Consider the following 22,719-nt stretch of genomic DNA (forward strand, 5'->3'; position numbering starts at 1 on the left):
GCCTGCCGCACAGGGTGCTCAAGGGGCACTCGGGCGGCTTCAGGCCGGGCATTCCCTGAGCCGGGACGGCACCACGAAGGCCGCCCGAAACCCATCACGACTGGAGACAGACCGACATGAACCCATCGATCCAACGCCGCGCCCTGTTGCGCACCGCATCCCTGTTGGGCAGCACCGCTGCCCTGGGGCCACTGGCCGGGCTGGGCCAGGCCTGGGCACAGAGCCCCTGGCCGGCCAAGCCCGTCAACATGGTGGTGCCGTTTCCGGCGGGCGGGGGCACCGACGCCTTTGCCCGGCCGCTGTCGGCGGCCTTCTCCAAGCAGACCGGCAAACAGCTCATCGTGGACAACCGCGGCGGCGCCGGGGGCACGCTGGGAGCGGGCATTGCGGCCCGCGCCGCGCCCGATGGCTACAACCTGTTCATGGGCGGCGTGCACCATGCGATTGCGCCCTCGGTCTACCCCAAACTCGATTACGACCTCGAAAAAGACTTCATTCCGCTGGCCTTGCTGGCCAATGTGCCCCAGGTGCTGGTGGTCAACCCCAAGAAAGTGCCCGGTGACTTCAAGGCCTTTCTGGCGGCGGTGCGTGCTGCGCCCGGCAAATTCAACTTTGGCTCGGCGGGGGGCGGCACCTCGCACCACCTGGCCGGCGAGTTGTTCAAGCTCCAGACCCGGACCTTCATCACCCACATCCCCTACCGGGGCGCCGGTCCGGCACTGCAAGACCTGATGGCCGGCAATGTCGACATGGTGTTTGACGGCCTGGGCTCGTCGGCTGGGCACATCAAGGGCGGGCGCATCAAGGCCTTGATGGTGTCGGGCGCCAAGCGCAACCCCGCCTTTCCGGACGTGCCCTGCGCGGCCGAGCTCGGCCTGACCGACTACACCGTCACCACCTGGTATGGCCTGTGGGCGCCCAAGGGCACACCGGCCGACTTGCAGGCCCAGATCGTCGAGCAGGTGCGCGTGTTGGGGCAATCTGAAGAAATCAAGGCCGCCTGGGCTCAAAATGGCGCCGAATTCACGGCCAGCACCCCGCAGCAATTCGGGGCGTTCGTGAACGGCGAAATCAAGCGCTGGGCAGCGGTGGTCAAGGCCTCCGGCGCCAAGCTCGATTGACAACTTCATCCCATCCAGAAAGGTCAACGCATGTCAGCACAGGTACGGGTCGAGCCGGGCTTTGAAGGAGAAGCCCTGCCAGGGGTGGTGCAGGTGATCCTGTCCAATCCAGGCAAGCTCAACGCCATGTCACGCCCCATGTGGCGGCAGCTGCGCCAGGCCTTTGTCGACCTGCAGGCCCGCGACGATGTGCGCTGCATTGTGCTGCGTGGCGAGGGCGGGCATTTCTGCGCCGGTGGCGACATTTCCGAGTACCCCGATTTCCGCTTTGACGAGGCGGCTCTGCGTCATTTCCACGAGGTGGAGGTGTGGGGCGGCCTGTCGGCCATGCTGGCCTGCGATGTGCCGCTGATCGCCTGCATCGAGGGTGCCTGCATGGGCGCCGGGGTGGAACTGGCCAGCACCTGTGACCTGCGCCTGGCAGGGGCATCGGCCCGTTTTGGCGCACCCATCGCCCGCCTGGGCTTTCCGATGGCACCGCGCGAGGTGGCCCTGGTGCGGGCCGCGGCAGGCGAGCTCTCGGTGCGCCAGATGCTGCTGGAGGCCGCCACGCTCGATGCCCCCACGCTGCTGGCGCGGGGCTTTCTGACCCGCCTGCTGCCCGACGATCAGGTGGCCGCTGATGCCCGCCAGAGTGCGGCCCGCATCGCCACACTGGCACCCCAGGCCGCCCGCCTCAACAAACAGACCCTGCGTGCACTGGCCCCGGCGCTGCCCCAGGCCCTGCTCGACCAGGCCTACGCCTATGCCGACAGTGCCGAGCACCGCGAGGGCATTGCCGCCTTTCTGGCCAAGCGCCCACCGGCCTTCTGAGACCGGTCTTTGACCCTCCCATCTTTTTTCTTCCTGCTTTCATCATGACGACCAACCAGAACCTGTTTGCGGCCCTGCGGGCGCAGTTCCCTGCCGACCTGGACGCCACGGCGGTGGAAACCGACAACGGCCTTTTCTACACCTGGCGCGACCTCGATCACGCCACGGCCCGCATGGCCAATCTGCTGGCCTCGCTGAACCTGCCGGCCGGCGCGCGTGTGGCAGTGCAGGTCGAGAAATCGGTCGAGGCCATGGTGCTGTACCTCGCCACCTTGCGTGCTGGCTATGTATTTCTGCCCCTCAACACGGCCTACCAGAGCGCCGAGATCGAGTATTTCATCGGCAACGCGGAGCCCTCGGTGGTGGTGTGCAGCCCGGCCAACTTCGGCTGGGTCAGCAAGATCGCCTTCAAGGCGGGCACGGCCCATGTCTTCACGCTGAACGACGACCGCACCGGTTCGCTGCTGGAGCGTGCTGCCCATTTCGGCGACGAACACGAGCCGGCGAGTTGTGCCGCCGATGACCTGGCCGCCATCCTGTACACCAGCGGTACCACCGGCCGCAGCAAGGGCGCCATGCTGAGCCACGGCAACATGCTCAGCAACGCCGTGATGCTCAAGGATTACTGGGGCTGGCAGCCGGGCGACGTGTTGATCCACGCGTTGCCCATCTTCCACGTGCACGGCCTGTTCGTGGCCATCCATGGTGCGCTCATCAATGGCAGCAAGATGATCTGGCTGGCCAAGTTCGATCCCAAGCTGGTGATCCGCAAGATGCCCGAGGCCACCGTGTTCATGGGCGTGCCCACGCTGTATGTGCGCCTGCTGGCCGACCCGGGCCTCACGCGCGAGGCGGCCTCGCACATGCGTCTCTTCATCGCGGGCTCGGCCCCCTTGCTGATCGAAACCTTCAAGGAGTGGCAGGACCGCACCGGCCACACCATCCTGGAGCGTTACGGCATGAGCGAGACCATCATGCTGACCTCCAACCCCTACGCGGCCGATGCCCGCCACGGTGGTCAGGCGGAACGCCGTGGCGGCACGGTGGGGTTTCCCCTGCCCGGGGTGTCGCTGCGCGTGCAGTCTGACGAGGGGGTGGCTCTGCCCGTGGGCGAGATCGGCGGCATCCAGGTCAAGGGCCCGAATGTGTTCAAGGGCTACTGGCGCATGCCCGAAAAGACCGCCGAAGAGTTCACATCCGACGGCTACTTCAAGACCGGTGACGTGGGCAAGGTGGACGAACGTGGCTACGTCACCATCGTGGGTCGCGCCAAGGACCTGATCATCAGCGGCGGCTACAACGTCTACCCCGCCGAGATCGAAAGCTACATCAACGAGATGCCCGGCGTGGCCGAGAGCGCCCTGGTGGGCGTGCCGCACCCCGACTTTGGTGAGGTCGGTGTGGCGGTGGTGATTGCCAAGCCCGGCGCCACGGTCGAGGCGGCCCAGGTGATCGCCACGCTGAAGAGCCAGCTGGCCAACTTCAAGATTCCCAAGCAGTGCTTCGTGGTGGCCGAGCTGCCGCGCAACACCATGGGCAAGGTGCAGAAGAACCTGCTGCGCGATCAGTACAAGACCCTGTTCGCCTGAGCCCGGACCGAACCGGCCATCCCGCGACACACCTGAAGGAGACTTTTCATGAGGTTCATCTTGACCGGGCTGCGGCCCGCGCTGGCAGGACTGGGGCTTTTGATCGGGGCCTTGTCGTGGGCCACGGCGGCCCAGGCCCTGAGCCCCTTGCCCGATCCCAAAACCCTGGCGAGCCGGGTCGAGCTGCACGCGCTGCCCAGCCTGACCCTCAGCGATGCCGACTTTCTGACGGGCAATGCTGCGGCAGGCCAGCCCGTCACGGTGGGGGCCGAGTTGCGCCTGGCCAATGTGCCGGGTCGTCAGCCGGCGGTGGTGCTGGTGCATGGCTCCAGCGGCATGGGCGCGAACGGCGAGATGTGGGCCCGTGACCTGAATGCCATGGGCATCGCCACGCTGGCCATCGATGGCTTCACCGGCCGCGGCATCACCACCACCGGGGCCAATCAGGCCCAGTTGGGGCGCCTCAACCTGTCGCTGGATGCCTATCGGGCGCTGGAGCTGCTGGCCAAGCACCCGCGCATCGATCCGCAAAGGGTGGTGCTGATGGGTTTCTCGCGCGGCGGCCAGGCCACCGTGTTTGCCAGCCTGAAGCGCTTCAACGAGGCCTGGAACCGCAGTGGCATCCGCTATGCGGCCTACATCCCCTTCTACCCCGACTGCATGACCCAGTACCAGGGCGATCTGCAGCTTGACGCCCCGGTGCGCATCCACCATGGCCTGGCCGACGACTACAACCCCGCGGCACCGTGCCAGGCCTATGTCGAACGCCTGCAGAAGGCCGGGCAGGACGTGCAGATCACCCTGTACGAAGGGGCGCACCACGGTTTTGATTCGCCTCTGGCGCCACAGCCTGCGGTGCCGGCCAAGGGGTCGCAGACGGTGCGGGCCTGCAGCATCCGCGAAGAAGCGCCTGGGCGCCTGGTGAACCAGGCCACGGGTCAGGTGTTCAGCTACCAGGACGCCTGTGTGCAGCGCGATCCTCACGTGGGGCATGATCCGGCGGCCACCGAGCGGGCCAGGGCCTCGGTGGCGCAAACCCTGCAGGCCTTGTTCAAATTGCCGGCACCATGAGAAACGGGCTCCGAGGAGCCCGTTTTTTTGGCAGGGTCTGCTGTCGCGTCAGATGTGCAGCATTGCGGCGGCACCGATGGCGACACCGACACCGGCCACGCCGAACATGCCGTACTGCAGCCAGCGCTTCTTGGTCAGCAGGGCAATCGCCGCCAGCGCGATGGCCACTTGCAGCGCGGTGGTCGACTGGGCCCAGCGGTGGTGCAGGTGCATCTGCTCGTCGGATTGTTCATCCCACTGCTTGGCTTCGGCTTCCAGCTTGTCGGCCACCACCTTGATCTCGTTCTTTTCTTTGTCGTAGCGCTCGACCTTGGCCTGGTAGGTGGCCTTCTTGTCTTCGGGTGCCAGGTCACGGGCCAGTTCGGCCAGCGATTGCTTGGTGCTCTTGGACTGGAAGTAATTCCACTGGTTGGAGGCTTCGGTCTTCTTGATGGCCGCGTTGTTCTTGTACAGCCCGGCGTTGGCCTGGGTCGCACCACCCATGTAGGAAAACATGGCGCCGACCGTGGCGATGATGGCGGTGAACATCGCGATCTGGTTGGTCATGCGGTCGCCACCGTGCTGGGCTGCGTGCTCCAGCTCATGGTCGTGCGGGCCGTGGACGTGGAATCCGTGTCCGGACATATCAAGCTCCTCGTTGTTGTGTGTAGGTGACAAAACTGAATGTCAGGCCGCCCGATGACGGCGGTGTGTCTCGTGCCACCTCGGTCCAGGCTGGGCCGAATTGTGGCGCGTAGGCGTCGCCTTCGAAGTCCTGATCGATTTCGGTGACCACGGCCCGGTCGGCCAATGGCAGCGCCTGGGCATACACCTCGGCCCCACCGATCACCCACACCTCCTGATCGGGCGGCAATTGGGCCAGGGCCTCGGCCAGTGAGCTGGCGCGGCTGGCGCCTGCGGCGGTCCAGGCCGGGTCGCGGCTCAGTACGATGTTCTGGCGCCCGGGCAGGGGCCTAAAACGTGGTGGCAGCGAATCCCAGGTGCGCCGCCCCATGATGACGGGGCAGCCCAGGGTGGTTCGCTTGAAGTGGGCCAGATCCTCGGGCAGGTGCCAGGGCAGGGCGTTGTCACGGCCGATCACGCCATTCGCGGCCCGGGCAAAAATCAGGTTCAAAGGCATGGGCAGGCTCCTCAGACGGCGACCGGCGCCTTGATGGCGGGGTGGCACTGGTAATCCACCACTTCGAAGTCTTCGTACTGGTAGTCAAAGAGGCTGTCTGGACGGCGCAGGATGCGCAGCGTGGGGTAGGGGTAGGGGGTGCGGGCCAACTGGGTTTCCACCTGCTCGTGGTGGTTGCTGTAGATGTGGCAGTCGCCCCCCGTCCAGATGAAGTCGCCCACATCGAGGTCGCATTGCTGGGCCACCATGTGGGTCAGCAGCGCATAGCTGGCGATGTTGAAGGGCACGCCCAGAAAGATGTCGGCGCTGCGCTGGTACAGCTGGCAGGACAGGCGAGCGCGCTCACCCGGGCCCTGGGCCGGTGCCACATAGAACTGGAAGAACGCATGGCAGGGCATCAGCGCCATTTTGTCCAGCTCGGCCACGTTCCAGGCGCTCACGATGATGCGGCGCGAGTCGGGGTTGCTCTTGAGGGTCTTGATCACTTCGGCGATCTGGTCGATGTGGCCGCCGTCCGGCGTCGGCCAGCTGCGCCATTGCACACCGTAGACCGGGCCCAGATCGCCGTCTTCGCGTGCCCATTCGTCCCAGATCGTGACGCCGCGCTCCTTGAGCCATTGGTTGTTGCTCGACCCGGTGAGGAACCACAGCAGCTCCTGGATGATGGATCGCAGGTGCACTTTCTTGGTGGTGACCAGCGGAAAGCCCTCGTTCAGGTCAAAGCGCATCTGGTAGCCGAACACGCTGGTGGTGCCCGTGCCGGTGCGGTCGCCCTTGGCCACGCCGGTGGTGTGGACGTGGCGCATGAAATCTTCGTACTGGGAACGAACAGGGCGGTGGGTCGCTTGAGTCATGGGGCGGGCGGGGTGGGCTGTGGGTGACCGGCGATTTTAGGGTGTTCGCCGGCGGCCAGCTCACTGGGGCCGCACTGGACCTTCTGTCCAGATGCCCTGGCTGACCGGCAGGGGGGCTTGGCGTGGTCCTCGCAGAATGGCCAGGTCCTGTGCCGTTTGTCCAGGCCCGCCGGCGCAAGGCGATCTGCCAGGGCCTGCCTGAACCCGTTTTTGATGAAGGGAGAACCGACCATGTTGCTGTCTCTGTTGTCTTCGCGTCCGGCCCTGGCTGCGGCCTCGGTGCTGGCCAGTGCCCTGGGCTGTGCGGCCCCTGTGGCCGCAGGTGGTTTGACCGGGACCGCACCGGACGACCCAGCCACCCTGGTGGCCCAGGCCTTCGACTATGCCTACCCACTGGTGGCGATGGGGCGCCTGCGGGCGGCGTCACTGGGCGCAGGAACCGAGACCCTGCCGAGCCCCACGTGGCAACATCGCCGCGCCTTGGCCGGCCCGGAGAGCCGGCAGGTCACCACCCCCAACGTCGACACGCTGTACTCGCTGCTCTGGCTGGACCTGCGCCAGGGCCCCTGGGCGTTGTCGCTGCCCGACATGGCCGGGCGATACCACTCGCTGGCTTTCATCGACATGGTGGGCAACAACTTTGCGATGCTGGGGCGCCGGCTGAACGGCAGCCAGGCCAGCCGTCATGTGCTGGTCGGGCCCGACTGGCCGGGACCCATGCCTGCGGCAGCCCGTGTGATCCGCGCACCGTCCAACGATGTGCTGGTGCTGGCGCGCCTCCTGGTCGATGGACCAGACGACCTGCCGGCCGTGCACCGCCTGCAGGACCAATTGGGGGCCGAGGCCCTGGCCGCCGCCCCCCAGGCACCGGTCTGGGACGCTGCGCCCCCCCTGGGCCCGACCCCACAGGCCTTTGTAGACCTGGCCAATCGGATGTTGGTGCGCAACCCTCCGCCGGCCTACGAACAGGCCTTGCTGAGCCGCCTGGCGGCGGTGGGGGTGTGTGGCGCCACCTGCGGGTGGGACGGCCTGTCACCTGCGGTTCAGGCGCTCTGGACGCAGTCCTTGCCCGGCTTGCTGGCCGAACTCAAGGCCGGAGCCCTGTCGTCGGGCCGCACAGTCAATGGCTGGCGCTACGGTCAGGCCAACCTGGGCCAGTTCGGCACCGATTACACCTACCGGGCGCGCATCGCGCTCAGTGGCCTGCTGGCCCTGGAGCCCGTGGAGTCGGTTTACCCTAGCACCGGCGTCGATGCCCAGGGCCAGGCCCTGAGCGGCGCACATCGTTACCGTCTGCGTCTGCCCGCAGGGGGCTTGCCGGTGAATGCTTTCTGGTCGCTGTCGATGTATGAGGTCGAGTCCGACGGGCGCCTGTTCTTCAGCGCCAACGCCTTGCGGCGCTACGCCATCGGCGACCGCACGCCGGGTCTGCGGATGGAGGCCGACGGGGCGGTGGATCTGATCATCCAGCACGCAGCACCCGCCACGGCCGAGCAGGCCCGCAATTGGCTGCCGGCGCCCCAGGGGGCCTTCCGCCTGGTGCTGCGCGCCTACGAGCCCCGAGCCGCCTTGATTGACGGCCAGCTCACGCTGCCAGCGGTCGAACGGCTGGATTGAGCGGTGCGTGGTGGATCAGCCCTGTGCGCCCTGCGCCGCGGCGTCCACTTCCTTGAACACCTCTTTGGCCGTGCGGAAGCTGTCGATGGCGGCAGGGGCGCCGCAGTAGATGGCGGTCTGCAGGAACACCTCCTGGATCTCCTCGCGGGTGACGCCGTTGGTCAGAGCACCGCGCAGGTGCAGCTTGAGCTCGTGCGGGCGGTTCAGCGCGGTCAGCATGGCCAGGTTGAGCAGGCTGCGGGTCCGGCGGTCCAGGCCGGGCCGGTTCCAGATCTCGCCCCAGGCGTACTGGGTGACCAACTCCTGCAGCGGGCGGGTGAAGGCGTCGGCATTGGCGATGGCGGCGTCGACGTACTCGCTGCCCAGCACTTCACGGCGGGTTTTCAGGCCGGCATCGAAGAGTTCCTGATTCAGAGGCATGGGGATTCCTTGGGGGTGTGAAAACCTGGGGTCAAACCTCGATCACCCGGCCCGGGTTCATGAGGTTGTGCGGGTCCAGGGCGCGCTTGATGGCCCGCATCAGCTCCAGCGCCACCGGCGATTTGTAATGGGGCAGCTTGTCGCGCTTGAGTGAGCCCACGCCGTGCTCGGCCGAGATCGAGCCCTGGTAGCGCTGCACCTGGTCGTACACCAGGGTGTTGACGCGCTCTTCCTGTTCGCGCAGAAACACCTTGGGGTCGCCCTCGGCGGGGGCCTGCACGTTGTAGTGCAGGTTGCCGTCGCCCAGGTGGCCGAAGTTGACCAGGCGCACGCCCGGGATCTCGCGTTGCAGCAGCGCATCGGTCTCGGCGCAGAAGGCCGGGATGCGCGACACCGGGATGCTGATGTCGTGCTTGATGTTCAGGCCTTCCTCGGCCTGGGCCAGCGGGATGCTCTCGCGCACATGCCACAGCTGGTGGGCCTGTGTCAGGTTTTCGGCCACCACGGCATCGAGCACCAGGCCTTGTTCCAGCGCCTGTTCGAGCAGCGTCTCGAAGCGTTCGCGGGCGTGGGTCTCTGATTCGCTGTCGGAGTTCTCCAGCAACACCCCCCAGGGGGCATCGGCCTGGCCCAGAAAGGGCACGCGCAGCTGGGGCATGTGCTTGCCCACCAGGCTGAGCGCGAACTGGCCCATGACCTCGAAGCCGGTCAGTCCGGCGCCCAGTTGTTGGTGGGCCAGGCCCAGCAGGCTGACCGCAGCCTCGAGCGAGGGCACGGCGGCCCAGGCGGTCAGGCAGGCCGCGGGCTGGGGAAAGAGCTTCAGGGTGGCCGCGGTGATCACGCCCAGCGTGCCTTCGCTGCCGATGAACAGGTCGCGCAGGTCGTAGCCGGTGTTGTCTTTGCGCAGGCCGCTCAAGCCGTCCCAGACCTCCCCTTGGGCCGTGACCACTTCGAGGCCCAGGCACAGCTCGCGGGTGTTGCCGTAACGCAGCACCTGGGTGCCCCCGGCATTGGTGCCCAGGTTGCCGCCGATGGTGCAACTGCCTTCGGCCGCCAGGCTGAGCGGAAACAGGTAGCCGGCCTGCTCGGCCGCTGCCTGCAGGTTCTGCAGGATGCAGCCGGCCTCGACGGTGAAGGTGAGGTTGTTCGGATCGAGTTGACGCACGGCATTCATGCGCGTGAGGCTGAGCACCACCTGTCGACCGCTGTCATCGGGGATGGACCCCACGGCCAGGCCGGTGTTGCCCCCCTGGGGTACCAAGGGCGCGCCCGCTGCCCCACAGGCCTTGACCACGGCCGCCACCTCGGCGGTGTTGGCCGGACGCACCACAGCGAGGGCCGTGCCGCGCGAGCGACGGCGCCAATCCTGCTCCCAGGCGCTGAGGTCGGTGGCAGGGTCGTCATGGGTCAGCACATGGGCAGCGCCGACGATGCGGGTGAGTTCGGTGATCAGTTGGGCAGACATGGTCGTAGGGGGGCCGATCGGCCCGGTTCAGTTCGGAGGGGTTGTAGGAGACTGCGGGGCCTGAGCCAGGCGCGCGTTGCGCAGGCGAAGGCGCACATGCAGGGCGCAGGCGGCAAACAGGCTGAGGCACAGCAGCACCTCCAGCGCGGCCAGCCAGGCGCCGGGTGCGCGGTCGCCGTAGGCACGTACCACGCCTTCGGTGAAATACAGCCACACCAGCAGGCTGACCCAGCGGTAGGTGTACATGCGGTTTTTCAGCAGGCCCGCCAGCGGGATGCACAGCGGCAGCACCTTGAGCGCGAGCAGCGAGCCACCGGGGCGCACCGGGGCCAGCACCAGCTCCCAGGCCAGGCCCAGGGCGATCAATCCGATCAGGCTGCCGACGGCCAGCCATCGGGTCAGCCGTACCGATGGGTCAGAAGAAAGCGCGGTTTCAGTTGGGAGGGGGGCGTGAACCGGCGAATGGAGGGGGGCGGTGCGATCAGGCTGTGTCATGGCGATGGCATCATAGCGGCCATGTTCGAGTCTGCCCGTTCCACTTCCTCCCGACGCCCCTGGTCGTTACGCCTGATGTTGGAGCTGAGGCATGTCTGGCGCAGCCTGATGCGCTTTCCTTGGCGTGTGACGGCCTTGACGCTGCGCGAACGTTTTCGCGAGGACCGTCTGGGCCTGACCGCCAGCAGCCTCACCTTCACCACCACCCTGGCACTGGTGCCGCTGGTGACCGTGGCCCTGGCGGTGTTCACGGCCTTCCCGATCTTTGGCCAGGTGCAGGGCGTGTTGCAGCGCTGGCTGATCGAGAGCCTGGTGCCCGAGACCATCTCCCGCCAGGTGCTGGGCTACCTGACCCAGTTTTCCAGCAAGGCCAGTCAGTTGGGGGTGGTGGGCCTGTCGGCCCTGCTGGTGACGGCGCTGACCCTGATCCTGACCATCGACCGCACGTTGAACAACATCTGGCGTGTGCGGCGTCCGCGCAAGCTGGGCCAGCGGGTGCTGATCTACTGGGCCGCGCTCACGCTCGGGCCCCTGGTGCTGGGCATGAGCCTGGCACTGACCTCGTACGTGATGAGTGCCTCGCGTGGCCTGGTGTCGGGCCTGCCGGCCCCGATCCGGGTGCTGCTGGATTCGGTCGAATTCCTGGTGTTGGCGGCCGGCCTGGCCGGGCTGTACCACTTCGTGCCCAACACCCAGGTCAAGTGGGCGCACGCCTGGACGGGGGGCCTGTTTGTGTCTCTGTGCATGGAGTTGGCCAAGAAGGCGCTGGCCGTCTACATGGCGCAGGTGCCCACCTATTCGGCGGTGTATGGGGCGTTTGCCACCTTCCCGATTCTGCTGATCTGGATCTACGTGGCCTGGGTCATCGTGTTGCTGGGGGCGGTGACCACGGCCTACCTGCCCAGCCTGTTGTCGGGGGTGGCCCGCTATGGCACGGGCGCGGGCTGGACATTTCAGCTGTCGCTGGAGGTGCTGGAGCATTTGCGCCGGGCGCGCGGTCAGCCCCACCATGGGCTCAGCCTGCCTGAGCTTGCCGCTGTTCTGCAGGTGGACAGCCTGCAACTGGAGCCGGTGCTGGAAACCCTGTGCGATCTCGACTGGGTGGGCCTGCTGCAGGTGGATGAGGGCTCGCCCGTGGCGCGCCATGTGCTGTTGGCTGCGCCCGAAAGCACCTCACTCGCGCCACTGCTGGAGCGCTTGCTGCTGCAGCACAAGAGCAGCATCGATCCGTTTTGGCAGAAGGCCGGCCTGTCGGATCTCACAATGGCCGATGCGCTGCCTTGAGCGGCGTGGCGCTTTTCAGAACGGCACCCGCCCCAGCCAGAGGTCGCGGTACATGGCCCAGTCGCCCATGAAACTGTAAAGCGGTCGCTTGAAGCTGGCGGGTTTGTTCTTCTCGAACACGAAATGCCCCACCCAGGCCAGGCCGTAGCCGCACAGCAATCCGTACAGCAGGTATTGGGGGCGGCCCGTGACGGCCAGCATCGCCAGACACACCAGGCTCAGCGTGGAGCCCAGAAAGTGCAGGCGCCGGCAGGTGCGGTTGCTGTGCTCGCCGAGGTAGAAGGGGTAAAAATCAGCAAAGCGGGTGAACTGGCGTGGGTCGACGCTGCGGGTGAGCGGGCTGCTTTCGGTGCTGGCTTGGGCTGAGGACATGGGGCGGCTCCTGGGTTGGGGCAGTCTAGGCAGCCCCAGTCGTCGGTCGCTGTCGCCCGTGTGTCTTCAGGCCCTCAGGAAATCCCGGATCGCGAACAGCGTGTCGTCGGGGGCTTCGCTCATCTGGTGATGGCCAACCGGCACGTTCACGCTGCGCACCGCCTTGCCCGCGGCCTGGCCGGCCTGGATCAGGCCCTGGGCCGCCTTGGGTGGTGTCATCTGGTCTTGCGTGCCCAGCACGAACAGCACCGGGCAGCTGAGATCGGCCATGGCTTGCAAGCCGCCGGCGTACTGGTCGCAGGCCTGGAACCCGCGGTGGAACACGTTCACCCGGGGGTTGCTGCGCAGCACGCGGCGGCCCAGCGCCATGCCGCCGCCAAACACCCAGGTGCCTGGCCCCAGGGTGGACGGGGGCGCGCACAGGGTGCTGCGCGAAAACACGTTGATCATGCGCAGTGCCTTCTCGGGCTCGCTGAGCGAGCTCTCGAGCAGGGCTGGTGACACCTTCATGGGGAAGGCGCAGCCCACCAGCACCAGGTGGCTGATGCGTTGCCTGAGCTGGGCGGCCGCCTGCAGCGCGATCAGCGAACCCCAGCTGTGCCCCACCAGCGCCGCCTGGTCGACGCCTGCGGCCTGCAGCAGCTCGCCGATGAAGGTGGCGGCCTGTTCCACGCTGGCCGGTGCCTCGCCGGCGCTGCGGCAGTGGCCGGGCAGGTCGATGGCCAGCACGTTCCAGCCGTGGTTGGCCAGGTAGCGGCTTTGCAGAATCCACACGCTGTGGTCGTTCAGCACCCCGTGGATGAAGACCACGGTGGGTTGGGCCGGGTTGAAGGCCTTGCCCCCGGTGTAGCAGTAGGTGTCGTGTCCGTTGACGTTGAGGATCATGGCTCAGCTCCCCGCCTTTTCTGCGGCCTTGAGGGCCCGCTTGAGGTCATCGATGAGGTCGTCAGGGTCTTCCAGGCCGATGGACAGGCGGATGGTGCCCTGGCTGATGCCGGCGCCCGCCAGGGCCTCGTCGCTCATGCGGAAATGGGTGGTGCTGGCCGGGTGGATCACCAGCGAGCGGCAGTCGCCCACATTGGCCAGGTGGCTGAACAGCTTGAGCGCTTCGATGAACTTCTTGCCCTGCTCGCGGTTGCCCTTGAGGTCGAAGCTGAACACCGAGCCGGCGCCGCGGGCCCCGAAGCGCAGCAGGCGTTCGGCCAGGGCATGGCTGGGGTGCGATTCGAGCAGCGGATGGCCGACGCGCGACACAAAAGGCTGGCTGGCCAGGAACTCGACCACCCGGGCGGTGTTGCTCATGTGCCGCTCCATGCGCAGGGGCAGGGTCTCGATGCCTTGCAGGATCAGCCACGCGGAATGCGGGCTCAGGCAGGCGCCGAAGTCGCGCAGGCCCTCGCGCCGGGCCCGCAGCAAAAAGGCCCCGACGGTGGATTCTTCGCTGAACACCATGTTGTGGAAGCCGTCGTAGGGCTGGGTCAGCTCGCTGAAGCGGCCTGCCGCGGCCGGGCCGTCCCAGTCGAAGCTGCCGCCGTCGACCACAATGCCGCCGATCACCGTGCCATGACCGGACAGAAACTTGGTGGCCGAGTGATAGACCAGATCGGCCCCCAGCGTCAGGGGCTTGATCAGGTAAGGCGAGGTGAGGGTGGAGTCGACCAGCAGGGGCACGCCCGCCTCGTGGGCGATCGAGGCCACGGTGGGAATGTCCAGCACGTCCAGACCCGGGTTGCCCACGGTCTCGCCAAAGAACAACTTGGTGTTGGGGCGCACGGCGGCGCGCCAGCCATCGATGTCACCTGGCTTGACAAAGGTGGTCTCGATGCCGAAGCGGCGCAGCGTGTAGTGCAACAGGTTCTGCGAGCCGCCATACAGGGCCGTGGACGCGACGATGTGCGAGCCGGCCCCCATCAGCGTGGCCACGCTGAGGTGCAGGGCCGCCTGGCCGCTGGCCGTGGTGATGGCCCCAATGCCTTCTTCGAGCGCTGACACGCGCTGCTCCAGCACCGCATTGGTCGGGTTGGAGATGCGTGAGTAGACATGGCCAGCGCGCTCCAGGTTGAAAAGGGCGGCTGCGTGGTCGCTGGACTCGAACACAAAGGAGGTGCTCAGGTGGATGGGCACGGCGCGGGCGCCGGTGCTGGGGTCGGGCGCCGCGCCCGCGTGAAGTGCCAGGGTGTCGAACCCGGGGTCTGAATAGCCGGCCATGCAGGGTCTCCTCTGATTTCTCGTCTTGTATGCGAGCGCATCATCATAAAAGGCCTGCTCGGTGTGGCCCGCGTGCGCACACGCAGAGCTTGCCGTGCTTTGGACACCCAACGGGTCGAACCTGTGTCATGCAGGTTGCAAAATCGGTCGGCGAACGGGGATTTCTTCGTTATATTCTTTCCAATCAATCGCCAGGAGACGAAACATGAAAGTCAGCGACATCCTCCGGGTCAAGGGCAACACGCTCTACACCGCCACCCCCGACGAACCTCTGGCCAAGGCCGTCCAGATCATGGCCGAGAAAGACATCGGCTCGCTGGTGGTCATGGAGCATGGCGACCTGGTCGGCATGCTGACCTTCCGCGAAGTCATCATGACCGTGGTGAGGAACGGCGGCGGCGTTGGCACAACCCTGGTGCGCAGCGCCATGGATGACCACCCCCTGACCTGCACCTCGGAGACCGACCTCGACGAGGTGCGCCGCATGATGCTGGACCGTCATGCGCGCTACATGCCGGTGATGAACCAGCGCATGCTGATGGGGGTGATCAGTTTCTATGACGTGGCCAAGGCCGTCGTGGACAGCCAGAACTTCGAGAACAAGATGCTCAAGGCCTACATCCGTGATTGGCCCGAGGAAGACAACAGCGCCAGCTGATTCTCCCGACTTGGGCAGGCCGTTCACCGGCTTGCGCGGGGCGTCGACGACCGGGCTTGTGGGCCCGGTTTTTCGTGGAGGGCTCAGCCCAGCCCCGGGCTCGGGTGCTGTTTCAGCCAGCGTTCGACATCGGCCGCAGGCAGGGGGCGGCTGAACAGGTAGCCCTGCAGCACCGGCCCACCCTGGCTTTGCAGCCAATTTTTCTGGTCCAGCGTCTCGACGCCCTCGGCCACCACCTCGATGTCAAGGCTGCGGGCAATGCTCATGACCGAGAGGGTGAGCGTGCGCGCCGCCTGGCTGGTGGACAGGTCTTGCACAAAGCTCTTGTCCAGCTTGAGCTCCCGGATGGGCAGCCGGTGCAGGTAGCTCAGGCTGGAATAGCCGGTGCCAAAATCGTCCAGCGACAGGTGAAACCCCCGCACATGCAGGTCCTGGATGTTGGCCGCTGTGGTGGAGCGGGTGTCCATCATCACGCTCTCGGTGATTTCCAGCATCAGGTCGGCGGGCTGCAGGCCGTGTTGGCGCAGGCGGGCCTCCATCCGGGCCGAAAAATCAGCTTCGTGAAAGCTCTTGGCGGACAGGTTCAGCGCGACCCGGGGCACGGGCAAGTTGCTTTGACGCCACCGGATCAGCTGCAGACACACTTCGTCGATCAGCCAGTCGGTCATGGCGCGGATCAAGCCCGCCTCCTCGGCCACCGGGATGAAACGGTCGGGTGGCACCATGCCCCATTCAGGGTGCTGCCAGCGCATCAGGGCCTCGACGCCATACAGGGTCTGTGCGGCATCGCTGCGGACCTGAGGCTGGTAATGCAGGCTCAACTGACCGAGATGCAGGGCCTGGCGCAGTGCCAGCTCCAGCGCAGCCCGGGCCTGGGTGCGCTGGTTCATCTCGGCATTGAAGAGCTGCAGGCTGTGGCGTGAATCGCTCTTGGCCTGGTACATGGCCTGGTCGCCATGGCGCAGCAAGGTGTCGACATCCTGACCATCGGTGGGGAACAAGGCGATGCCGATGCTGGCCTGGGGCTGGTGGGTCTGGCCATCGATCTGAACCGGAACGGCCAAGGCTTGCAGCACCCGCTGGGCGGTTTGTACCGCTTGCTCGGCAGCACAACCCGTGAGCAGCAGCACAAACTCGTCGCCTGCCAGGCGCCCCGCCAGGTCTCGTGGACGGATGCTGCGCATGAGTCGGGCCGCCACCTCGCACAGCAGGGCGTCGCCGGCCGCATGGCCCTGGTTGTCGTTGACCCGCTTGAAGCGGTCCAGGTCGATGTAGAGCAGGGCGGCCGAGCCTCCTTGCCCGTCCAGTTGAGCGAGGGCACGCTCTGCACTTTGGCGGAACATGGTGCGGTTGGGCAGGCCGGTGAGCACGTCGAAATAAGCCAGTTGGTGGATGCGTGCCCGCGCGGCCTCGCGCTCCAGGGCCAGCGCACACAGGTGCAGGCAGACTTCGACCAGGCGATGGTGCAGCGCGTCCGGCACACGGCGGTCCTGGAAGTAGAAGGCAAAGGTGCCCACCACCTGGCCTTGGTGGTTCTTGATGGGGCTGGACCAGCAGGCCTTGAGACCGGTCGGTGCAAAGACGGCCCGGTAGTCCGCCCACAGCGGGTCGGTCTCGATGTCGGTGACCAGGACCGGCTCACCCCGCCAGGCGGCGGTACCACAGGAGCCTGCGCTGGGGCCGATCGGCACGCCCTCGATGGCCTGACCGATGTAGGGGGGCATGCTGGGGGCCGCCAGTGGGTGAACGCAGCCGGTCTCATCAACCGCCAGGATGGTGGCCGTGACCTCGGGGGCAATGCGTTCGACCTCGCGGCAGACCAGGTTCATCAACTCGGTCAGCGGCATCTCGTTGACCATGCCTTCGAGCACTTTTTTCTGCAGCACTTCGTGCATCTTGGTCAATGTGATGTCGTTCATCACGGTGATCGACTGAGTGCCGTTCAGCACCTGGGCGGTCTGATTGACCACCATCGACACCCAGCGGGGCTGGCCGTTGCGCCCATAGACCAGGGTTTCAACGCGGGTGTGTCCATGCAGCGCCAGGGCGTCGCGGATGGCTTGGGGCAGGTGGGGGTCGGAGTGTCGGCCCAGCAACACTTCGTCTGGTGGGTGGCCCAGCACCTCTTCAGGGCGGTAGCCGAACATGCGGCTGAAGCCCTCGTTCACGTAGCAGATGCGCTGCCGGGCGTCGGTGACCACGATGGCACTGTCGCTGGCATCCAGCGCGCGAACCACCATGGCCTGCCCTGCCGCCGGCAACGGCGTGGCTGCAGCGGGGGGGCCAGCCTGCTGACCTGGCTCTGACGGATTCCGTGATGGCATTGGCGCCTCGCGCTGGGATGTCCCCTGTTCAATACATCGTAGCAGGCTGTAACAGGGTTGTCGGAGCGGATTTGGCAAGGAAGTGCCGACCAGGGCCTGTGAGTCGGCGGCTTGCCAGCGCCTTGGCACCACTCTGGGATAATCGCCGGATGAGCGGCAATACCCTTGGAACCCTTTTCTCCGTCACCAACTTTGGTGAATCCCACGGCCCGGCCATCGGCTGCGTGATCGATGGCTGCCCACCGGGCATGCTACTCAGTGAGGCCGACATCCAGGTCGAGCTGGACCGGCGCCGCCCAGGCACCAGCCGCCATGTCACTCAGCGCCAGGAGGCCGATGCGGTGGAGATCCTCTCCGGCGTGTACGAGGGGCAGACCACGGGCACCCCGATTGCCTTGCTGATTCGCAACACCGATCAGCGCAGCAAGGACTACAGCAACATCGCCCAGAGCTTTCGGCCCGGCCATGCCGATTACAGCTATTGGCACAAATACGGCGTGCGCGACCCGCGCGGCGGTGGGCGTTCGTCGGCCCGGTTGACGGCCCCCACGGTGGCGGCCGGGGCGGTGGCCCGCAAGTGGCTGTTCGAGAAGCACGGCATCGTGCTGCGCGGCTGCATGACGGCGGTGGGTGAGGTCGAGATCCCGTTCGAAAGCTGGGACCATGTGCCCCACAACCCCTTTTATGCGCCGGTGGCGAATGTGCAGCCGCTGGAAGACTACATGGACGCGCTGCGCAAGGCCGGCGACTCCTGTGGTGCCCGCATCCGGGTGGTGGCCTCCAACGTGCCTGTGGGCCTGGGTGAGCCCCTGTATGACCGCCTGGACGCCGACATCGCTCACGCCATGATGGGTCTGAACGCCGTCAAGGCCGTGGAGATCGGGGCCGGCTTTGCCAGCGTGAGCCAGCGGGGCACCACCCACGGTGATTCGCTGTCCCCGGAAGGCTTTCGCAGCAACAATGCGGGCGGCATCCTGGGCGGGATCAGCACCGGGCAGGACATTGAGGTCAGCCTGGGGATCAAGCCGACCAGCTCGATCATCTCGCCGCGCGAGTCGATCGACGTCAACGGTCAGCCGGTGGAGGTGGTGACCAAAGGGCGCCACGACCCCTGCGTCGGTATCCGGGCGACGCCGATTGCCGAAGCCTTGCTGGCGCTGGTGCTGATGGACCATGTGCTGCGCCACCGTGCCCAATGCGGCGACGTGCGCCTGCCGGTACCCCCGATCCCGGGCTCGGTGGCCTGAGTCGACGGGTTTTTGCGGTGTCTGCCCCTTCAGTGGCGCCGGCCCAGGCGGCGCCCATGCGCGCCTTGCTGCCGTTTGGCGCGCTGTCGGCCAGTTATTTCGCACACATCGGGTTTTTCAATCCTTACCTGCCGCTGTGGCTCAAGGACCTGGGCCTGCCCTTGCTGGCCATCAGCCTGCTGACCTCGGCCCAGTCACTCACCCGCCTCTTTGCGCCTTATGTGTGGGGCGCGCTGTCGGATCGCACGGGCGAACGCGTGCGGCTGATGCGTTACAGCGCCACGGCCGCCCTGTTGCTGTCGCTGGGCCTGTGGTGGCCTCAGGCGGGGGCGGTGTGGCTGGGCGCGGTGCTGTTGCTGATGTTTTCGCACACCAGTGCCATGATGCCCATGAGCGAGGCGGCCATGGCCCACCTGGTGAGCCAGGGCGGGCAATTTGATGCCAGGCGTTACGGACGTGTGCGGCTTTGGGGCTCCTTGGGTTTTCTGTTGACGGTGTTTGCGGCGGGCAGCTGGTTCGAGCTGTTCGGCATGGGTCATTTTCCGGGCTGGACGCTCTTCACCTTGCTGGCGGTGGTGGGCAGCACCTGGTGGCTGCCAGACCACCGCGAGGCCGTGCAGCACGCGCGGCACGAGCACTTGTCGGTCTGGCCCGTGCTGCGCCTGGCCGAGGTGCGCTGGTTCTTTGCCTCCCTCTTTTTCCATGTGCTGTCCCACGTCAGCCTGTATGTGTTTTTTTCGCTGTACCTCGACTCCTTGGGCTACAGCAAGGCGGTCATCGGGGTGCTGTGGGCCGTGTCGGTGGTGGTGGAGGTGAGCTGGTTCTTCACCCAGAGTCGCTGGTTGCCCCGTTGGCCGTTGACTGTCTGGCTGGTGCTGTGCGGGCTGGTGATGGCGGTGCGCATGGGGTTGACGGCGGCGTTCGGGGCCTCGCTGGCCGTCTTGCTGGTGGTGCAGTGCGTGCATGCCTTGACCTTTGCAGCCCATCACACCGCCTGCATTGCGCTGGTGTCTCATTACTTTCCGGCCCGCCTGCGCGGCCGGGGGCAGGCGCTGTTCACGGTGATTGGCTATGGCCTGTCGGGGGTGATGGGTGGGCTGGGCGGAGGCTTTCTGGCCAAGGCCTTCGGCTTGTCCAGCGTGTATTGGGCCGCCTGTGCCATGGCCTTGGTGGGCAGCGCCTGTGCCTGGCGCCTGTACAAGCTGGCACACCCTTTGTCGCGTTGAGCCCCCGTGCCCGAGTGGGGCGCCATGGAGCCGCCCGCAGCCGCCTTTGTTCGGTTGCCGTCACTTCGGTGATCACCTCATTGCTGGACCGGGCCTAGGATCGCCCGGCGTCCATTTTGTGAGGAGACACACCATGAGAATCAGATCGTTTGCTGCGCCTGTGGGCTTGAGCCTGCTGGCATGGATGGCTCAGCCGGGCTGGGCCCAGCAGCCGCAACCCGCCGAGCCTGCCACGGTGCTGGCACAGTCCGAAGCCCTGAAAGGCCTGCCGCGTGAAGACCGGCGCGACTTCGAGGCCGCCCAGCGTGGTTTCATCGCCAGCCTGCCGGATGCTGCAACCATCCGCAACGCGGATGGCAGCGTGGCCTGGACACTCAAAGGCTTTGAGTTCCTGCAGCAGGAGCGGGTGCCTGACACGGTGAACCCCAGCCTGTGGCGTCAGGCGCAGTTGAACATGCTGCATGGCCTGTTCAAGGTCACCGACCGCATCTACCAGATCCGGGGCTTCGATCTGGCCAACATGACGATCATTGAGGGCGACAGTGGCCTGATCGTGATCGACCCGCTGACCACCGACACCGTGGCCGCTGCAGGGCTGGCGCTGTACCGGGAGCACCGTGGAAGCAAGCCGGTCAAGGCGGTGATCTACAGCCACAGCCATGTGGACCATTACGGTGGGGTGAAGGGGGTGGCTTCGGCCGAAGACGTGGCGGCCGGGCGGGTGGCCATCTACGCCCCGCAGGGCTTCATGGAAGAGTCCGTGAGCGAGAACGTGCTCGCCGGCAACGCGATGAGCCGACGCGCCCTGTTCCAGTTCGGGCATCTGCTGCCGCGCGGCGAGCGCCAGCAGGTCGATGCGGGCCTGGGCAAGTACATTTCGCGGGGCAAGGTCACCTTGATTGCGCCTACCCGGTTGATTACCCAGCCCATCCAGAACGAGGTGATCGACGGGGTGCAGGTGGAGTTTCAGTTGACACCCGGTACCGAGGCGCCGGCCGAAATGCACATGTACTACCCGCAACTGCGGGCCTTGAACATGGCTGAGAACGCCACCCACACCCTGCACAACCTGTATCCCTTGCGGGGCGCCCAGGTGCGCGACGCCAATGAATGGGCCCGCTACCTCAACGAGGCCCGAGAACGTTATGCGGGCCGTGCCGACGTGATGTTGGCCCAGCACCACTGGCCCACCTGGGGCAGTGAAGAAATCACCCGTGTGCTGGGCAAGCAGCGCGATCTCTACAAGTTCATCAACGACCAGACCCTGCATCTGCTCAACCAGGGCTACACCCCAGATGAGATTGGCCAAGAACTGGTGCTGCCGCCCGGGCTGGCTGGCGAATGGTTTGCCCGTGGCTACTACGGCACGGTCAGCCACAACGCCCGTGCCGTGTATCAGCGCTACCTGGGCTGGTACGACGCGAACCCGGCCCACCTGAACCCCTTGCCGCCCCAGGCTGCGGCCCGCAAGTGGGTCGCCTACATGGGCGGGGCCGAGGCTGTGCTGGCCAAGGCCAGGGCGGATTTTGCGAAAGGGGAGTACCGCTGGGTGGCCGAGGTGGTCAATCAGTTGGTTTTCAGCGACCCGGACAACCGAGAGGCCCGCGAGTTGCAGGCCGCCACCCTGGAGCAGATGGGGTATCAGGCTGAATCGGCGACCTGGCGCAACGCCTATCTTCAAGGGGCCAGCGAGTTGCGCAACGGTGTGCCCAAAGGGGCCACCGCCAGTTCAAGTGCCGACGTGGTGCAAGCCCTGTCGATCGAGAATCTGTTTGATTTCATGGGGGTGCGACTGGATGGGGTGCGAGCGGTGAACAAGACCTTCGTGCTGAACTGGGTCTTCACCGACACCCAGCAGCGCTACGCCATGACCCTGGACAACTCGGCCCTGACCTACCTCAAGGGCAAGACCGATCCCCAGGCCGACGCCACGCTGACGCTGCCGCGCAGCGTCCTGGACGCCATCAACACCAAGCAGTTGAGCCTGCGCGAGGCCGTTGGTGCCGGCAAGGTGCAGATCACCGGCAAGGCCGAGAAAGTGGGCGAACTGCTGGGCCTGATCGACGAGTTTCCGGCCGCCTTCCCGGTGGTCACGCCCCGCCAGGTCACGGCGCGCTGATGCCATCAGGCAACAGGCCCCGCATGCGGGGCCTGTTTGCGGTGTGAGGGGCCCAAAGGGCTGCCGTGGCTACTTTCGAACTTCGTCGACCAGGGTTTTGAACTCGTCGATGTCTTCGAAGCTGCGGTACACGCTGGCAAAGCGGATGTAGGCCACCTTGTCCATCTTTTTGAGCTCACGCATGACCAATTCGCCAATGCGGTGTGAAGCGATTTCACGCTGGCCCAGGTTGAGCAGCTTTTCTTCAATGCGTTCGATGGCGCTGTCGATCTGCACAGTGCTGACCGGTCGCTTGCGCAAGGCCAGGTTGAATGAGGCCTGCAGCTTGGCGTGCTCGTAGTCGATGCGACGGCCATCTTTTTTGACCACCGCCGGAAAGTTGACCTCTGGCCGCTCGTAAGTCGTGAAACGCTTCTCGCAGGCGCCGCACTGGCGCCGCCTGCGGATGAAGTTGCCTTCCTCGGAGACACGCGTTTCCACCACCTGGGTTTCGGCGTGTCCGCAAAAAGGGCATTTCATGGTTCAAAGCCTCGGTGATTCAATGGCAGAAAGCGGCCGCCGCGCCGGGCCGCCCCAAGCAAGGCCAGCCCCCTTGGGGGGTGGCGACACACGCAGTGAGGAGCGTGGGGGTCAGAGTCGCCGCGCCGGGCCGCCCCAAGCAAGGCCAGCCCCCTTGGGGGGCAGCGACACACGCAGTGAGGAGCGTGGGGGTCAGA

The 22,719-nt window shown here is 66.2% G+C and carries 21 protein-coding genes; 10 read left to right on the forward strand and 11 right to left on the reverse strand.

Features of this window, described 5'->3' with window-relative positions; genetic code table 11:
- Positions 1 to 116: 116 nt before the first annotated feature.
- From AC07PT_RS00970 to AC07PT_RS00985, 4 genes are read left to right on the forward strand one after another with little or no spacing between them, the layout of a single operon-like run.
- Positions 117 to 1,121, forward strand: coding sequence for a Bug family tripartite tricarboxylate transporter substrate binding protein (locus AC07PT_RS00970; RefSeq protein WP_494655514.1), 1,005 nt, complete (start codon positions 117 to 119; stop codon positions 1,119 to 1,121).
- Between the two features lie 30 nt (positions 1,122 to 1,151).
- Complete coding sequence (locus tag AC07PT_RS00975; protein ID WP_492345079.1) at positions 1,152 to 1,934, forward strand: enoyl-CoA hydratase/isomerase family protein; 783 nt, start codon at positions 1,152 to 1,154, stop codon at positions 1,932 to 1,934.
- Positions 1,935 to 1,978: 44 nt separating this feature from the next.
- Positions 1,979 to 3,523, forward strand: coding sequence for a malonate--CoA ligase (locus AC07PT_RS00980; protein ID WP_494655515.1), 1,545 nt, complete (start codon positions 1,979 to 1,981; stop codon positions 3,521 to 3,523).
- Between the two features lie 48 nt (positions 3,524 to 3,571).
- Positions 3,572 to 4,594 carry a dienelactone hydrolase family protein gene (locus tag AC07PT_RS00985; protein WP_494655516.1) on the forward strand — a complete coding sequence of 341 codons (1,023 nt, stop codon included), beginning with the start codon at positions 3,572 to 3,574 and terminating at the stop codon, positions 4,592 to 4,594.
- 48 nt (positions 4,595 to 4,642) lie between these two features.
- Here AC07PT_RS00985 and AC07PT_RS00990 read toward each other — a convergent pair whose 3' ends face one another.
- From AC07PT_RS00990 to AC07PT_RS01000, 3 genes are read right to left on the reverse strand one after another with little or no spacing between them, the layout of a single operon-like run.
- Positions 4,643 to 5,218: a DUF4337 domain-containing protein gene (locus AC07PT_RS00990; protein ID WP_492345082.1), complete on the reverse strand. Its 576-nt coding sequence runs from the start codon at positions 5,216 to 5,218 to the stop codon at positions 4,643 to 4,645.
- Position 5,219: 1 nt separating this feature from the next.
- Positions 5,220 to 5,714: a dihydrofolate reductase gene (locus AC07PT_RS00995; RefSeq protein WP_492345083.1), complete on the reverse strand. Its 495-nt coding sequence runs from the start codon at positions 5,712 to 5,714 to the stop codon at positions 5,220 to 5,222.
- Between the two features lie 11 nt (positions 5,715 to 5,725).
- On the reverse strand, positions 5,726 to 6,568 hold the full coding sequence (locus AC07PT_RS01000) for a thymidylate synthase (protein ID WP_492345084.1): 843 nt from the start codon (positions 6,566 to 6,568) through the stop codon (positions 5,726 to 5,728).
- A 231-nt stretch (positions 6,569 to 6,799) separates the two neighbouring features.
- On the opposite strand from AC07PT_RS01000, the gene AC07PT_RS01005 reads away from it, so the two are divergent.
- On the forward strand, positions 6,800 to 8,185 hold the full coding sequence (locus AC07PT_RS01005) for a DUF1254 domain-containing protein (protein ID WP_494655517.1): 1,386 nt from the start codon (positions 6,800 to 6,802) through the stop codon (positions 8,183 to 8,185).
- A 15-nt stretch (positions 8,186 to 8,200) separates the two neighbouring features.
- Here AC07PT_RS01005 and pcaC read toward each other — a convergent pair whose 3' ends face one another.
- From pcaC to AC07PT_RS01020, 3 genes are read right to left on the reverse strand one after another with little or no spacing between them, the layout of a single operon-like run.
- Positions 8,201 to 8,605: a 4-carboxymuconolactone decarboxylase gene (gene pcaC / locus AC07PT_RS01010; RefSeq protein ID WP_492345086.1), complete on the reverse strand. Its 405-nt coding sequence runs from the start codon at positions 8,603 to 8,605 to the stop codon at positions 8,201 to 8,203.
- A gap of 31 nt (positions 8,606 to 8,636) precedes the next feature.
- Positions 8,637 to 10,070: an FAD-binding oxidoreductase gene (locus tag AC07PT_RS01015; protein WP_492345087.1), complete on the reverse strand. Its 1,434-nt coding sequence runs from the start codon at positions 10,068 to 10,070 to the stop codon at positions 8,637 to 8,639.
- A 27-nt stretch (positions 10,071 to 10,097) separates the two neighbouring features.
- A complete protein-coding gene (locus tag AC07PT_RS01020) occupies positions 10,098 to 10,565 on the reverse strand; it encodes a DUF2069 domain-containing protein (RefSeq protein ID WP_492345088.1) in 468 nt (155 codons plus the stop codon).
- A 75-nt stretch (positions 10,566 to 10,640) separates the two neighbouring features.
- On the opposite strand from AC07PT_RS01020, the gene AC07PT_RS01025 reads away from it, so the two are divergent.
- Positions 10,641 to 11,849, forward strand: a complete 1,209-nt coding sequence (locus AC07PT_RS01025) for a YihY family inner membrane protein (protein ID WP_492345583.1) — start codon at positions 10,641 to 10,643, stop codon at positions 11,847 to 11,849.
- 15 nt (positions 11,850 to 11,864) lie between these two features.
- On the opposite strand, the gene AC07PT_RS01030 is transcribed toward AC07PT_RS01025, so the two are convergent.
- From AC07PT_RS01030 to AC07PT_RS01040, 3 genes are all read right to left on the reverse strand, one after another.
- A complete protein-coding gene (locus AC07PT_RS01030) occupies positions 11,865 to 12,221 on the reverse strand; it encodes an Mpo1-like protein (protein WP_494655518.1) in 357 nt (118 codons plus the stop codon).
- Between the two features lie 66 nt (positions 12,222 to 12,287).
- Entirely contained in the window at positions 12,288 to 13,106 is an 819-nt protein-coding gene (locus AC07PT_RS01035; RefSeq protein WP_494655519.1) for an alpha/beta fold hydrolase, read from the reverse strand.
- A gap of 3 nt (positions 13,107 to 13,109) precedes the next feature.
- Positions 13,110 to 14,429 carry an O-acetylhomoserine aminocarboxypropyltransferase gene (locus AC07PT_RS01040; RefSeq protein ID WP_492345091.1) on the reverse strand — a complete coding sequence of 440 codons (1,320 nt, stop codon included), beginning with the start codon at positions 14,427 to 14,429 and terminating at the stop codon, positions 13,110 to 13,112.
- 205 nt (positions 14,430 to 14,634) lie between these two features.
- On the opposite strand from AC07PT_RS01040, the gene AC07PT_RS01045 reads away from it, so the two are divergent.
- The gene (locus AC07PT_RS01045) at positions 14,635 to 15,087 is read left to right on the forward strand and encodes a CBS domain-containing protein (RefSeq protein ID WP_492345092.1); all 453 of its coding nucleotides are present in this window, start codon (positions 14,635 to 14,637) and stop codon (positions 15,085 to 15,087) included.
- A gap of 83 nt (positions 15,088 to 15,170) precedes the next feature.
- Here the strand turns inward: AC07PT_RS01045 and AC07PT_RS01050 are convergent, their stop codons facing one another.
- Positions 15,171 to 17,327, reverse strand: a complete 2,157-nt coding sequence (locus tag AC07PT_RS01050; RefSeq protein WP_494655520.1) for a sensor domain-containing protein — start codon at positions 17,325 to 17,327, stop codon at positions 15,171 to 15,173.
- 233 nt (positions 17,328 to 17,560) lie between these two features.
- Between AC07PT_RS01050 and aroC the strand changes: the two genes are divergently transcribed.
- The 3 genes from aroC (at position 17,561) to AC07PT_RS01065 (ending at position 22,003) form a co-directional block, all read left to right on the forward strand.
- Positions 17,561 to 18,658, forward strand: coding sequence for a chorismate synthase (gene aroC / locus AC07PT_RS01055; RefSeq protein WP_492345094.1), 1,098 nt, complete (start codon positions 17,561 to 17,563; stop codon positions 18,656 to 18,658).
- 56 nt (positions 18,659 to 18,714) lie between these two features.
- Positions 18,715 to 19,884, forward strand: coding sequence for an MFS transporter (locus tag AC07PT_RS01060; RefSeq protein ID WP_494655680.1), 1,170 nt, complete (start codon positions 18,715 to 18,717; stop codon positions 19,882 to 19,884).
- Between the two features lie 133 nt (positions 19,885 to 20,017).
- Positions 20,018 to 22,003: an alkyl/aryl-sulfatase gene (locus AC07PT_RS01065; protein WP_494655521.1), complete on the forward strand. Its 1,986-nt coding sequence runs from the start codon at positions 20,018 to 20,020 to the stop codon at positions 22,001 to 22,003.
- Between the two features lie 69 nt (positions 22,004 to 22,072).
- Here AC07PT_RS01065 and nrdR read toward each other — a convergent pair whose 3' ends face one another.
- Positions 22,073 to 22,522 carry a transcriptional regulator NrdR gene (gene nrdR / locus AC07PT_RS01070; protein ID WP_492345096.1) on the reverse strand — a complete coding sequence of 150 codons (450 nt, stop codon included), beginning with the start codon at positions 22,520 to 22,522 and terminating at the stop codon, positions 22,073 to 22,075.
- Between the last annotated feature and the right edge of the window lie 197 nt (positions 22,523 to 22,719).

Source organism: Curvibacter sp. GW821-FHT09D12, assembly GCF_059416245.1.